At 40.8% G+C, this 15,404-nt stretch carries 8 protein-coding genes; 7 read left to right on the top strand and 1 reads right to left on the bottom strand.

Translation table 11 applies throughout. The features are described 5' to 3' along the window. The first annotated feature begins 6 nt into the window (after positions 1 to 6). From QNI24_RS12815 to QNI24_RS12790, 6 genes are all read left to right on the top strand, one after another. Positions 7 to 1,734, top strand: coding sequence for an autotransporter assembly complex protein TamA (locus QNI24_RS12815; RefSeq protein ID WP_283708735.1), 1,728 nt, complete (start codon positions 7 to 9; stop codon positions 1,732 to 1,734). Further along, positions 1,731 to 5,264: a translocation/assembly module TamB domain-containing protein gene (locus QNI24_RS12810; protein WP_267176649.1), complete on the top strand. Its 3,534-nt coding sequence runs from the start codon at positions 1,731 to 1,733 to the stop codon at positions 5,262 to 5,264. The genes QNI24_RS12815 and QNI24_RS12810 overlap by 4 nt, the downstream gene beginning before the upstream one ends. 113 nt (positions 5,265 to 5,377) lie before the next feature. Next, positions 5,378 to 6,226 (top strand): DUF6920 family protein, encoded by an 849-nt coding sequence (locus QNI24_RS12805; protein ID WP_267176650.1) that lies wholly within the window; start codon positions 5,378 to 5,380, stop codon positions 6,224 to 6,226. Between the two features lie 107 nt (positions 6,227 to 6,333). Then, on the top strand, positions 6,334 to 7,515 hold the full coding sequence (locus QNI24_RS12800; RefSeq protein ID WP_267176651.1) for a choice-of-anchor F family protein: 1,182 nt from the start codon (positions 6,334 to 6,336) through the stop codon (positions 7,513 to 7,515). A 64-nt stretch (positions 7,516 to 7,579) separates the two neighbouring features. Then, positions 7,580 to 8,116 carry a cytochrome b gene (locus tag QNI24_RS12795; protein ID WP_267176652.1) on the top strand — a complete coding sequence of 179 codons (537 nt, stop codon included), beginning with the start codon at positions 7,580 to 7,582 and terminating at the stop codon, positions 8,114 to 8,116. Positions 8,117 to 8,412: 296 nt separating this feature from the next. After that, positions 8,413 to 12,195 (top strand): FG-GAP repeat protein, encoded by a 3,783-nt coding sequence (locus QNI24_RS12790; protein WP_267176653.1) that lies wholly within the window; start codon positions 8,413 to 8,415, stop codon positions 12,193 to 12,195. 167 nt (positions 12,196 to 12,362) lie between these two features. On the opposite strand, the gene QNI24_RS12785 is transcribed toward QNI24_RS12790, so the two are convergent. Next, complete coding sequence (locus tag QNI24_RS12785) at positions 12,363 to 14,438, bottom strand: TonB-dependent receptor (protein WP_267176654.1); 2,076 nt, start codon at positions 14,436 to 14,438, stop codon at positions 12,363 to 12,365. Positions 14,439 to 14,652: 214 nt separating this feature from the next. On the opposite strand from QNI24_RS12785, the gene QNI24_RS12780 reads away from it, so the two are divergent. Beyond that, positions 14,653 to 15,303 (top strand): peroxiredoxin, encoded by a 651-nt coding sequence (locus tag QNI24_RS12780; protein WP_267176655.1) that lies wholly within the window; start codon positions 14,653 to 14,655, stop codon positions 15,301 to 15,303. The last annotated feature ends 101 nt before the right edge of the window (positions 15,304 to 15,404 follow it).

Here is a 15,404-nt window from a genome sequence, read left to right as displayed (position 1 = left end):
ATTAATTTGCGACTAAAAATTCAGCAAGTATTTTTGTTTATGTTGTTGTGCTTAACACCTTTATCGTTATTGGCCGTCAATTTTAAGGTTGTTGGTGTCGATAAACAAATTGAAGCGAATGTATTGAGCTTTATTGGTGGCAAGAGTTACCAGTGTGATGCCTTACAATCAACCATTACACGACAGCACAAAGCACTCAAAGACCAGGTCAAACTGGCCATCCAGCCATTTGGATATTTCAATTCCAGCTTGACCCTTAAAAGCAATGAATCAAACCAGTGTGAGCCATTAATAATCGATATCGACTTGGGGCCTGAGACCACCCTTAGAGTGGTTGATGTGAGGGTTTTAAGCCCTGGAGATGAAGCATTCGATCAGGTTTTGAAAAAACACCCAATGAAGATAGGGCAGCGCCTTGTTCAACAACAGTATGAACAGCTTAAAAGTCGATTGTTAGAACTGGCCATGGAAAAGTTTTATTTGGATGCCAGGTTTGTTGAAAAAAAACTCAATGTTTTTGCTGAAGAGAATGCGGCTGAAATTAAGTTGATATTTGATACAGGACCACGTTATCGCATCAGTGAGGTAAAGATTAATACCTCACAAAGCTTTTTGGATGTTGCTTTGGTGAACCGCTTGGTAGCTATAGAACAAAACAGTTATGTGACCCAATCACAGCTATACAAAGCCAAACAAAAGCTAAACTCGTACGGCTATTTCCAACAAGTGCTTTTCGAGGTCGACGAAGACAAAATAATCGATGGAAAGGTGCCTTTGGAAATTACTTTTTCTCCCGCAGCTAAGTATGATTATTCTGTCGGTTTGGGTGCCTCGACCGACCGGGGCGGCCAGGCATCATTCAAATACAATAACTACCGAGTCAATTCTAAAGGACATCAGTTCAGTGCCCAATTGAACCTATCCCAAGTTAATAATGAATTTATCAGTGATTATAAAATTCCAGACAAACAGCAGCCGGCCAATGAGTGGTTTAACTTTAAATTAGGATACAGGGATCAACGCACCGATAACGTCGAGAGTCAAACCTCTAAACTTGGCTTGAGCCAAACCATTATCATGAACAATCGGTGGCAAAACATCAACTTCATTGATGTGCTGCATGAAACATTTGACACCGGTGTAGATCAGGGTGAAAGTTTGCTTTTGGTACCCGGGGTGAGTTTGTCGTTGACTGATGCCGATAACCTAACAAGACCCAACCGGGGCTACAAGATTCAAACAGAATTCAAAGGCGCTTCAGAAGATGTGTTTTCGGATGCTTCATTTGTTCAGTTAACCTTATTTGGTAAATACATACACACATTGGGTGAGCGCAACAGGATGTTGTACCGAGCGCGTCTGGGCGCGACTGCCAGCAGTGATTTCGATGAATTGCCTACCACTTATCGGTTCTTTGCCGGTGGTGATACCAGTATTCGAGGTTATGATTTTGAAAGTATATCACCATTGAATGATGCCGGTGATACAGCTGGTGGTAAACACTTGGCTGTTGGCAGCATTGAATTTGAACACCAATTTGCTGAGCAATGGGCATGGGCCGCATTCTCTGACTTTGGTGATTCGTTCTCTGATAGTTTTGATTTTAAATACAGTGTGGGCAGTGGAATCAGGTGGTTTTCACCGATAGGGCCCATTCGCGTTGATGTGGGAGTACCTTTGAACCAGGATCAGGATGATTTTCGTTTGCACATCACCATAGGTCCTGACTTATGATCAAACGAATACTTAAATATGCCATGCTTTTCTTGCTGTTGCTGGTGGTGCTTTTGATGTTGACTTTTTTTGTTGTGTGGCACACCAAAAGTGGCAGTCGTTTTGCCATCAATCAAGGTATAAAGTATTCTGAACAAGACGTCAGCTTTGCTGAAATTGAGGGCACACTTGCTTCTGGCTTAGTTATTAATGACTTTAAATATAGCTCTCAAGGCATTGAAATAATTGCAAATAAATTAGAATACACTTCTGATTGGCAATTCTTTAAGCGGCATCTGATACTGGATCAATTCAGCATAGAACAATTAAGCATCACAACAAAACAAGTTGAGCAAGCGAATACTGATGGTGAACCATTTAGCGGGATTGAACTGCCTTTATCCATATCAATCAGGACACTCGATGTTAATCAGTTACAGCTCAACTTGCCTGCTCAAACACAAATCATTGAGCGAATTAACCTGATTGCGGAACTAGGGCGTCAAAACGCAACTATTCAGAGCCTCTCAGTTGAATCTGATCTGGCCAATTTTACAATCGATGGTGATATAAGCTATTTTCAAAATTTAACCTATGCTGTTGAAGCGCTTTGGCAGTTACAGCCAAAGACACCAGTTATTTCAGGCAGTGGTGCTGTCAGTGGCGATTTAAACACTGTAACTGTGGCACAACAAATGCAAGTCGATGATGGTGTTGTGCAAACAGAATTACAACTAGGCGGTGACATCAAAAACCTAAACAACGAACCAATTTTTGAGCTTGATCTGCAAGCACCGCAAACCACTGTAAAACAGGGCAGGGGTACACTCATTATTAATCAATTGGCTGCATCTGTGAAAGGGCCATTGTCTGCTTATCAAGTTGAACTCAATGCTGCTTTATCACATGAGCAATTACCGCCTACACAAGTGGCTTTATTAGCCAATGGGAATCTTGATGGTGTACGCACCGAGTCAGCCAATATAATCACGCCAGATGGGCAGATTAAATTACAGTCCCAACTCAACTGGCAAGATGAAGTGAGATTAAATAATCAGCTTGAAGTGATTGACTTTAATCCAGAGCAGTTAATCTCCGGGTGGTCAGGTTTAATCAATGGCAGCGTTGATATAAGTGCTCATTTGGCAGGTGAAAAGACCGCTGTAAACATTACCAATAACCGCCTGAAAGGTCAGCTCAAAGACCTGCCATTTGCTGTTACTGGCAACCTTCAACTAGACAGTGAAAATGTCAGTGCCGAAGATTTTTTAATGATGTACGGCAACAATAAGGTAACGCTCAATGGTCTTTTAAATAAGCAAATGGCTGATTTGAGTGGCACCATTGAATTGAATGATCTGGCGGCCATTGATGCGCGTCTTGGTGGTGCAGTCAAAAGCGATGTATCAATCAAAGGTAATCCCTTAAGTCCCGATTTTAAATTCACTGCTGATGCCAATGTTTTACGTTTTAAAGGATATGAGTTGGGACAATTAAATGCTCAGTCACAAGGTTTGTGGGGGCAGTCAATAAGTAGCAAGGTAAATGCTCGGAACATTGATATGAATGGTCAATCGATCACATCAATAAATATCAACCAAACCGGTTGGCTTGATGACCACCAAATCGCTGTTGAATTAACAGAAGACTGGTTGCGAAACAAACTGTCGATTAATGGTGGATTCACCAGTACCGGTCCGTGGCACTGGCTAGGTGAACTGCAGCAACACGAAATCACCTTCAAAGATCAACACCAACTGACTTTACAGCAAGCTGTAGCCATAAAAATAACTGATGAGCTGGTTATAGCGCCCGCTTGTTGGCAAGACAAGGCTTCTGGCTCATTGTGTTTATCGGTTCAGTCTGAACGAGCCAGTGCCCAAACGACAGTTGACCTCATAAAAGGGCAAATCGCCATTGAAGATTTTGATCTGCAGCCGATCAATGCCTTGTTACCCAAGGGGATTAACCTCACAGGATTTCTTGCTGGAATAGTTGACTATGATTACCATGATGGTGCGCTACAGCTGAGTTCAGATTTGAGGCTGGCTGATGGTTCAATAGCTGTCAATGAAGGTGAGAAGGAAGTTTATCGGACTGATATCACTCAATTTAATATCAAAGCATCAACTTCACAACGGGAGACTCAACTTTCACTGGTTAGTCAGCTGGCAGATGAAAGTTTCATCACAGTGAATGCAGGGCTTGAACATGCTGCGAATCAAACCTGGCTAATGACTGCGGATGTTGATGGTTTATTTACATCGACTAGATTGATTCAAGAACTGAGTGATGAAATCAGTGAGATTAATGGCAGGCTTATTATCAAAGGTCAAGTCAATGGAGACATGTTCGAACCCATCATCAATATCAATGTGTCACAACCCGATGGGTATATCAAACTCAATCGATTGGGCACGGTGGTAGAAAATCTGATGCTCCAAATCAATACACAGGGTATCAAACAACCCATTTATCAAATTAATTTATCAGCTCAAAATTTAGCCGAAATCAAACAAGGTAATATCAGTACTGAAGGCCGCTTACAAGTCACTGAGGGCGGTTGGGATTACCAAGGTCAAATCAGTGGTGATGACTTCATGATCATCAATTTGCCCGAGCTGAAGTTTAATGTTTCTCCGGAGTTGGCAATCATTGCTGATGAACAAAACATGTCAATTAAAGGCCAAGTTGATGTTGACTATGGGCATGTCATTGTCAAACAACTACCGGCCAGCAGCATCAGTAATTCTGGTGATTTAGTTATTGTTGAAGCTGAGCAAGAAACCATCAGTGATTATCCGGTGATATTGGACATCAAAGCCAACATCAATAATCCGATAGAATTGGATGTGATTGGTTTGGATGCTTTTCTGGATGGTTCAATTCAGCTTACACAAAGTGCCACTCAGTCACTGCGCGGTTTTGGTGCGTTGACGTTGGTTGATGGCAGTTATGAAATTTATGGGCAAAAGCTGACCATTGAGACAGGCAATTTGATGTTTAATGGACCCTTAGAGAACCCGAGGCTCAATGTCAAAGCCAGCCGCCAATCCTTAGATGGTGATGTCACTGCTGGGGTTGAATTGGGTGGCACTGTAGATAACCTACAATCTAATTTATTCTCTGTACCTGAACTGCCTGATATTGAAAAACTGTCCTATATCATGACAGGTAGGGGTGTCGAAAATGCCGGTAATATCAACGGTGAACAGCTCAAACAAACCGCCATTATTATGGGCTTGAATCAAAGCAGTCCTTTGTTTAATCAAATACAAACGCAGTTCGGGATTGATGTATTGACAGTGAGGGAATCCAGCTTTGCCAAAGACACAGTGGTCGAGGCGGGTAAGAAAATTAATGACCGGCTCTATGTTTCCTATAACCAAGGTCTTTTCAGTCGCTTGGGTTTCTGGATTCTTAAATACAAGATCAATGAGTACCTTAACCTGCAGTCTACACAAGGAGAAAATCAAGCCATGGAACTGGTTTATACCAGAAAAGCTGAACTGCCAAAGAAGAAAGCACAGTCATCAAGCCGTGAGGACTGAGTGTTTATGTCATTGACATGTTTGATTTGCAGCTTTATTACTGATGCAATAATCGTCTTTTTGATGCCAAAAGGTTAAAATCCATATAACTTAAACCTGAGTGAGGTATGTTGATGACCGCAGGCATGATTGTGTTGATGGTGTTAGTTGTTTTAGTGGTGTTTATGAGGGCATATAAATACTTCGATAACAAAAGATGCAGACAGGTTTGGCAACAGTTATCATCTCAACATCCCAGCATCGGCAAGCGGTTTGAAAAGTCACAAGTGGCCACCATGCCAGCGGCAGTTCAACGCTATTTTAGTTTTATGATCGAGCCAGGTTCATTACTTGCGCCTTGTACTGAATTTACAATGGACGGTCACTTTTCAATGGGTAGACCGGGTAATCTAAAAAAAATAAAAGTTTCATGTCAGCAAATTCTGGCTCCAGCTAAAGGTTTTGTCTGGTCAGTACAATCACAACAATCAGGTTTAATCAAATTCTCAGGCAATGATTATCTTATCAATACCAACAGCCAGTCTAGAATGTGGTTTTATGGCTTGATTCCAATGGCAGAAAAAAGCAATGACATCAATATCACTCAATCGGCCTATGGAAGAATGGTGGCTGAATCCACCATATGGGGCATCGCTTCATTGTTGCCACAGCCCGGGTTAGAGTGGTCAGAAATAAATCACAACCAAATACGCGTTACTGTGCATGGCAGCATAATGAGACAATCCGTTGATATTTTTATCACCGATACTGGGCAGCCTGAGACCGTGGTGTTTTCTCGTTGGAGCAATGCCAATCCAGAAAAACAATTCAAGTTCCAAAGTTTTGGTGCTGAGTTGTCAGAATTCATCAATCACGAGGGCTTTATGATTGCTACCAGAATCATTGCTGGGAATCACTACGGTAGTGAAAATTATTACCCTTTTTATGAAATGAAAATCAGAGATTTTAAATTCAATCACTGATTTTTTAGAAGCCACAAATAAAACGTATCAACAATCTTTTGATATCCATCAAGTTAGTTCAGTTCTTTATATCAGATAATACTTATGTGTAAATGAAGGGTGTGAGCATGAGAGATAAAAATGTAAAAAATAAAGCGAGTAATTGTGGTTTGGCATTGTTGGGACTCAGTCTTTCAATGAATGTATTGAGTGGACATATTGAACAGTGGAATGGTGCTAATATTTTGGTTGACACAGGCCCCTTTATAGCCGAGGAGACTTATGCCAGTTCAATCTATACTGACAGTAACCTCACAACCAGTTATGGGGCTGTGATTTGGGTCGAGAGTGATGTGGTCTCTCCAGGAATGTCGGTGGTGTTTGATGATGATGTGAATGGCTCAAATTGTCTGATGACAGCTGGGGTGAATCCTTTTGATTTAACCACCAAACAGTGTTCAGACCCCTTTCAATCAAGTAAACGATTCAAACTGGCGACCACCCAAACTGGAACCGCCGTTGATTTGGTATACGATGTCACGGATTCTGCTGGAAACGCGGCTGCACATCGGGTTTTCCAAAAATACCTGAATGTCACTGGGAAGCAGATATCTGATATCACCATACAGCTGGGGTTTGGAACAGGCAACAACTTCACAGCAGTGCGACCCGCTCAAGGACTGGGATTCTCAGACAGCGAGGGTAACTTATGGGTTGGGGCAGTGAGTAACGGTGAAACCACTTCAATTAACTTAGATGCTTTGTTTCCTTTTGGTTTGTTTGGCGATGCTGATACCGACCCAAACCATGATGTTGATGGATATTTTGACAGTACCAACCGTGCGAGATTTGATTTGCTGGCTACGGAAACATCTATTAAAACCACAGGTATTTCAGACAATTACAAAAGTGTTTTCGGTGATTTTTTATCAAAGTCACAATCAATCAGGGGCTTTTTTTGGGACAGTGATGATGATGACTCCACCGATCCATTATTAATTGCTCACGAGACCAATGAAGGTTGGTTCACCTTGAGGCCTGATCAATGGTGGCTTGATTACAACTTGCCGATTCCAGAAGTCAACCCAGGTGACAATACTTTAACTGATAACACATTGAATGGCTGGGCCTCAAATCCAGACGACTACAACATCGATTTCATTGAAGATTTGGCTAATTTGAACTTCAATTACCACATCACTGTGGGGGATTTCACAAGTTGGCCTAGCTATGACAGCAATGATGACTCAGCCCAGTTTACCTTGCGGGTTTCATCCATCAGTGTCATCTTTAAAGACGGTTTTGATTGAAGAATATGCGTTTTAGTTGGGTAATTAATGATCATAACTGCCAGCAAGGATAGGATTGACTGATATGAAAAACAACCATCAATTAAAATACAACAGCGGCTCAATGGCAATACACTGGTTGATGTTGGTTTTACTGATAGCGGTTTATTTGTGTATCGAGTTAAGGGTTTTGTACCCTAAGGGCAGTGATGCTCGGGATGCCATTAAAAATTGGCACTTTGTCCTGGGAATGGGTGTCTGGTTTTTACTTTTAGTGAGAATTTGGCTGCGGCTAAAATACCAAGCGCCACCCATTCATCCTCAACCACCCAAGTGGCAACGTGTAGCCAGTCAAATGGTACACCTGATACTTTACGGCTTTTTATTTTTAATGCCTGTTTTGGGTTGGTTAACGATTGGTTTTGAAGGCAAAACCATCAATTTACTGGGTGTTCATTTACCCAACGTATTGCTGCCTAATGAGTCATTTGCTGAAATCACAGAAGAACTGCATGAATGGTTGGGCATAGCTGGCTATTGGTTGATAGGATTACACGCCACAGCCAGCTTGTTTCATCATTACATTATCAAAGACAATACTTTGAAAAGGATGTTGCCATAAAAAATTCTTTTCCTGTCAAAATATGTATACCATCATAATTAAGACGTGGATATAGTATTAATCTCACCCATTTGATTAAAAAAATAAACTAAATAAATATACTGCGGTCGAAAGCTATTCATTGTACTTATTCATTCATTCCTATATGATCTTTAAACTCATTTTTAGGGCGTCCACATGTTAAGTTTCAATTGAAATGAAGCGTTCGAAACATGTGATAAAAAAATTACCGCACATACTGAAATACTAAGGACAGCTTTTAATACTTTCACTACTTTTTTTAAATTTGAGGGAACATGTTTAAACACAAAATTCAATTTATTTTATTCTCTATTCTTTTACTTAAAACATTTGCTGTTCAGGCAGATATGGATCAACAACGGCCAGATGGTATAAGTGATGTCAAATGGTCTGCACTTAAATCAGTGGTTCAAGAAACCAAGTTATTACCATCACCAGCAGATTTAGGTGGTCAAGGCAGTGAATTTGGCAGGAGTGTTTCAGTAGACGGTAACCGAGCATTAATTGGGGCACCTGTTATGGCTGGTTCAGGTGCTGTGTTTGTTTTTGACTACGATGGCTTGAGCTGGAGTGTATCTGGGTTTTTAACCCCATCAGATGGAGCTTCCAATGATCAGTTTGGTTCAGCGGTAAGCCTATCAGGTAACCGAGCGTTGATAGGTGCGCAATGGGACGATGACAATGGTAGAAATTCAGGTTCAGCTTATGTTTATGATTTTAATGGCAGTAGCTGGATTGAAACCACCAAACTGACAGCCAACGATGGTTCATCACATGCTTATTTGGGTATTTCCGTGAGTCTTTCAGGTGACCGAGCTTTGGTGGGTGCCACAAGGGAAGATGGCCAAATCCCTGGTTCAGGCTCAGCTTATGTGTATGATTTTGATGGGGTTAATTGGAATGAAACAGCAAAGCTGATAGCTAATGACGGTGCTTCTAATGACCAATTTGGGACATCTGTAAGCGTTTCGGGTGACCGCGTAGTCATTGGCGCTGTGCGTGATGACGATGGAGGTACTTCTTCTGGCTCAGTGTATGTCTTTAATTATAACGGTAACAACTGGAATGAGACCAATAAGTTAGTTGCCTCTGACGCGGCCCCGGGTGATCAATTTGGTTATGCCGTTGATCAGTCAGGTGATCGGTTAATAATTGGTGCACCTTTTGATGATGGTCAAGGTGATCAATCAGGTTCGGTCTATATTTTTTCTTATGATGCTGGAAGTTGGGATGAAACAATTAAATTGACAGCTGATGATGCTGTTGCCAATGATTTTTTTGGTCTGTCCGTTAGCATCTCAGGAAATAGATCTTTGGTAGGTGCCTATGCAAATGATGGTATTTACAGTGATTCTGGCTCGGCCTATGTATTTGACTTTGATGAAAGTAATTGGATTCAAACTGCTAAGTTGACAGCCACCGATGGATTTGTGTCTGATTTTTTTGGTTATTCAGTCAGCTTGTCTGGCAATCGTGCACTGATTGGAGCATGGAGCGACAACAATGAAGGGGTTGATTCAGGGTCCTCTTATGTTTTCGATTTTGATGGTATTAATTGGCAAGAAACAACGAATTTAACTACTGTTGATGGTGGCGTTGACAATGGCGCTGCTTTTGATTCTTATGGAGCATCTGTCAGCCTTTCCGGTAATCTAGCTTTAGTGGGGGCCCCTGGAGACGATATTAATTTTAATCTAACTGGGTCAGCATACATTTATGAGTTTGATGGTACTAACTGGAATGAAATTGCCATCCTAACGGCCAGTGATGGATCAGCAGGTGATAATTTTGGTAATTCCGTGAGCTTATCCGGTAATCGAGCTCTGATTGGTGCTTTTAAAGAAGATGATCAATCGGCAGGCTCTGGTTCTGCATATGTTTTTGAGTTTGATGGTAACAACTGGGTTGAAACTGCCAAACTGAAAGCCAGCGACCCATCATTTAATGCCAGTTTTGGCAATGCTGTGAGTTTATCAGGAGACCGGGCTTTGATTGGTGCATTCTGGGAAAATAGCAGTGTGGGCTCAGCTTATGTGTTTGATTACGACGGCATCAATTGGACTGAAACAATGAAATTAACGGCTGCTGACGGAGTGGCCAATGATCATTTCGGATCGGCAGTTAGCCTATTGGATAATCGTGCTTTAGTTGGTGCCGAATGGGATGATGATCTTGGTACTAATTCTGGTTCGGTTTATATATATAATTATGATGGAATTAGTTGGAATGAAACAACAAAGTTGATACCAGGTGATGGTGCTTCCAATGAACAATTTGGTAAATCAGTAAGTTTATCCAACAATAGGGCATTGGTGGGCTCTATGGCAAACTCTGCTTATGTATTTGATTTTGTCAATAATAACTGGATAGAGTCAACTAAGTTGATAGCCAGTGATGTTGAAAACAATGACAACTTTGGTAACTCAGTAAGCCTCTCAGGTGATAGTGCCCTGGTGGGTGCGTTAAATGACAATAATCAAGGATTTGATTCAGGCTCAGCTTATTTTTTCAAGTTCGATGGTAATAATTGGAATGAGTTCTCCAAACTAATTCCTGGGGACACGACAGAAGGTGATAGATTTGGCTCTGCAGTTAGCTTTTCTGCTGACAGGGTATTGATAGGTGCATTTAATGATGATGCCCATGGAACTGATTCTGGTTCAGCGTATATTTTTGATTTAAATAATTTTACCATTGGTGGCAGTATCACTGGATTGGCTGATGGTAATGGTGTTGTTTTACAAAACAATCTAACCGATGATTTGGTTATCAATACTGACAGCAGTTTTACTTTTTCAATGGGTTTAGATGATTTGTCTGATTACAGTGTGACAGTTTTAACCCAACCAACTACGCCCAACCAAACTTGTACAGTTACTGGTGGCAGCAACAACGATGGCTCCGGCACGCTTGCAGGTGCTGATGTCACAGATATTTCAGTCACCTGCGTCACTAATCAATATGATGTTAATGTCGAGGTCTCTAACCTAATAGGTGATGGCGTCAGTTTTAGTAATGGTGTTGATACATTAACCTTTAACTCCAACGGTACACAAACTATATCTACCCTAGATGATGGCTCTGTATTTGACTTGGAAATTACTGATCAACCAGAATCACTCAATCAGACCTGTAGCTTCACCAATTTCAGTTCCGGCACCTTGGCAGGTAATGATGTTATTGTTACTGTTGATTGCGTCACTCTACAATACTCTGTAGCAGTCAATGTTTCAGGTTTAGACCCAGGAAATTCAGTGGTTCTTCAAAACAACGGAGCAGATGATTTAATTATCTCTTCTAATGGATCAAATACTTTTAATACAGCCATAGACGATGGGGCGAATTATTCCGTTGCCGTTTTGACCCAACCGACCACACCCAATCAGTTTTGTCAGGTTAGCCAAGCTACTGGGCAAATCAATGGTGCCAATGTAGATGATATTGAGGTCGTATGTGCAACTGATGTTCATACTGTAGGTGGAACTGTAAGCGGACTGGCCAATGGCAACACACTGACACTTTCAATGGATGATACAGGTGAAAATTTGGTGGTTCAAAGCAACAATCTCTTTGAGTTTATAGAGCCTTTGCAAGATGGTACAACCTACAACGTTACAGTGCTTAACATGCCAACATCACCCAACCAAACATGTACGATATCAAATGGAAGTGGAACCATTTCAGGTTCAGATGTTTCAGATGTCTTAATCAATTGCGAAATAAATCAATATTTTATCGGCGGCTATGTCTTAGATTTAATTCCTGCTAACTTTATGGTTTTGCAAAATAATTTAGAAGATAATTTAATCATTACAGAGGAGGGTGCTTTTGTTTTTGCAACCCCCATTGATGACGAAAGTGACTTTGAGGTTTCGATACAATACCAACCAGATGACCCGATTCAATCTTGTGAAATAATCAATAACTCTGGAACCTTAAACGGTAATGATGTTGAGAATGTGATTATCAACTGTGACTTTGGTGATGATTTAATTTATCGACACGGATTTGATACACTTTTAGGCATAAGTCAATTATATTGGCAGGGTCAGAAGTAGCGTCGCCAACTACTTACTTATGACAACAATGATGGCTCAGTCCAATTTACCTTGCGAGCTTCATTTATCAGTGTCATTTTTAAAGACAATTTTAATTAGAATTAAAGGTATCATTTGATGACAGGCAACGTCCCACTGAAGTAGTTGCCTGTTTTGATTCAGTATATTCACCAATTGATTTGGTAGCTTAATTGTACGTTCCTGCCTTCACCGGGTAACCTGAAAGCTTGCAAATTATTGGGGTCGAAGCCAACATCAATATTGGTGTTATTGCGGTTAAAACCATTGGTGTGGTGGTAGTACAACTTGTCAAATAAGTTATTGATAGACAGTTTGATTTGACTTGCTGTATCCACACTATAGGTAAATGACGTATGCATGATACCAAAACCAGGCGTTGATCTTTCGCTGTTGGTGACAGCCACTTTATCTTGTTCTAATGCCGCCAATATATCTATATCCCATTGCCAACGATTGCGTTGATAACTGAGGTTGGCCCAAGTGTTAATCGGCGCGATTCGGTATAAGTTATCATCAATGTCAGTGCGTTTCCCGCGCACGTAATTTATCACGTTGCGAAATGACAGGTTTTCCCCAATTTGCCAAGTCCATTCAATATCAAAACCATACAATTCTGCATCTACATTTGAGAAACGCAGCACACCAGGAGGTGCTGGCATAATGGTGTTGGGTGTTCCTTGGATGTAGTCATTGATTCTGTGATAAAAAATATGTGGTGCGACAGTGATGCTCTCAGTTTGATAATTTAAACCCAATTCAAATTGATACGCCCGTTCAGAATCTAAATCCAGGTTCCCCAAATATTGTCGGCCATCGGCCAATCCAGCAGTGGCCTCAAGCGGCAGCCAGAGGTACCTTTCTTGATGAGTAGGTGCTCGATTCTTGATACCAAATCCATATTCCAGTTGCATGTCGGCATGAATTGACTGTAACCATGTGAAAGTAAAGTCGGTGTTGTTGTCGGTTTTATTTCGCTCAGCTGAGTTGAATCGATCTTGTAATGTGCGGTGTAATTGGCCCATCTGATTATCCATCATGGCCACTGAACTTGATACTTGATTGGCATCTGCCTCGTTGTTTGTATGGCGCAAACCGAAAATGATTCGATTCTTGTCATTCAACTTTCTGCTGTATTCACTGTAAAGACTTATTCTGGTTTTGTTGGTGTCGAAATTGGTGATTCTGAAGTTGGCATTATTGGGGTTAAAAATATCAGCCTGGTTGTCTTGATCATCATAATCAATGCCTATAATCAAATCAGTACCATTATGTTTTCTGGCAATTTCCAGAGAAAAGGCTTGTCGGTTTACCTCGGTGTATGAGGCCCTTTGTGCTGCAAGGGTTTGGTCTCTGAAACTGAAATTATTCATCAAATGATCGGTACTTTGCACCGATGCGGTGGTGTTTAATTGCCACTTTTCATTCAGTATCCTATTGAAATTGATGTCGTTGATGCCGCCTTTGGCATAAATGATGTCCATGGGCAGGGCCGGTGTACCAGTCTCACCGGTATCGTTGTAATTGCTGTTAAAGCCGAGAGTATTGGAACCTTCATCATATAGGTATGAAAATGTATAGTATTTCCTGTTCAATCCAGTGAAGTTGTTTTTACCTGTTGGGATGGCATAATTATTCCCATCTTCAAAGTCTAAGCCCAATGCCACAGCGTGTGCATTTCTTCCATACTGTAAATTTGTGGCTGCAATCGTACCATCATTGCCGGTGGCATGTCCCAAGCTCAACTGTCCCGAAAAGCCATCTGATCCTGTATCGAATTTCTTTGGAACGACATTGATCACGCCACCAATGGTTTCAACTCCGGCAGTGACTGATGAGATACCACGTTGTAATACCACGGCATCAACCATACTGGCAGGCACATGGCTCATAGCCGCATCCATTGAATTACTGCAGGACTCAACCACTTGTACATCACCTGATTGAACGTTGACCCGACTTCCAAACAAACCACGGTATTGAGCAATACCACTCAAAGGACCATTCTGGTTGACGTTGGCACCAGGCATTTTTCTTAACACTTCCGAGGTGTCTTTCATAATAGAGGACGACTCTGGCAACAATTTAGTTGTCAGGTGTTCTAAAGTTTCTCCCTCAACTTGTATTTCATCCAGTGTCTCAGTTGTATCTGAATTGATTGGGGTTTCAGCGTGGCTAAGCCATGATGAGCTTAAAATAATGTAGGTAAGAATTGAATGTTTCACGTCTAGATTTCAAAAAAATTAAAACCAGTATTTTAGGGATTTATCCAATCATACACCTGCGACATATTGTCGCTGTGAAGATTCAGTTTCAGACATTTATCAAAACAGCAGCCAAATTCTGTCATCTACTTTTTATATCGTTGCATCATATATTATGAAAGCATAATATAAGAATAAACTAATATAATAGCATTACTTAATAACGAGAATACTTATGGAACATACAAACCAAGAACTAATTCAATTCCCGCAACTGAATAAGCCAGCTCCAAACTTCAAAGCCAGAACGACTCATGGTCAAGTGGAACTTGGAGATTACAAGGGAAAATGGTTAATCTTATTTTCGCACCCTGCAGACTTTACTCCAGTATGCACTACGGAATTTATCGCCTTTGCAAAGCATTTTGATAAGTTTAAAAAAGAAGGTGCTGAATTATTGGGGTTATCGATAGACAGTTACTACAGTCATGTTGCATGGGTAAGAAATATCAAAGAAAAATTTGGTGTTGAAATACAATTCCCAATCATTGAAGACTTATCTATGAATGTAGCAAAAGCATATGGAATGATTCATCCTGGAGCAGCAGATACATCAGCAGTCAGGGCCACATTCATCATAGACCCTGAAGGCATCTTAAGAGCCATGGTTTATTATCCAATGACTAATGGTCGATCTATTCCAGAGTTCCTGAGGGTATTAAGAGCGTTAAAAACTTCAGATACAAACAGTGTGGCAACGCCTGAAGGTTGGCAGCCTGGTGATGATGTTATTATTCCGCCACCTAAAGATATGCAAGCAGTAGAAGAGCGACTTATCAATGAAAAAGAGGCTGTAGATTGGTATTTTTGTAAAAAACAAATATAAAGCAAATCAGTTAATACATAAAAAGCCCAATTTTTAGATTGGGCTTTTTTATGTGTTAAAAATAAATCGATTTAACCTTTTTCAATGTATCGAATGAATAG

Origin of the sequence: Marinicella marina, from assembly GCF_030065545.1 — a bacterium.
GTDB classification, from domain to species: Bacteria; Pseudomonadota; Gammaproteobacteria; order Xanthomonadales; family Marinicellaceae; genus Marinicella; species Marinicella marina.
This window is presented reverse-complemented; position numbering and strand designations above follow the sequence as displayed.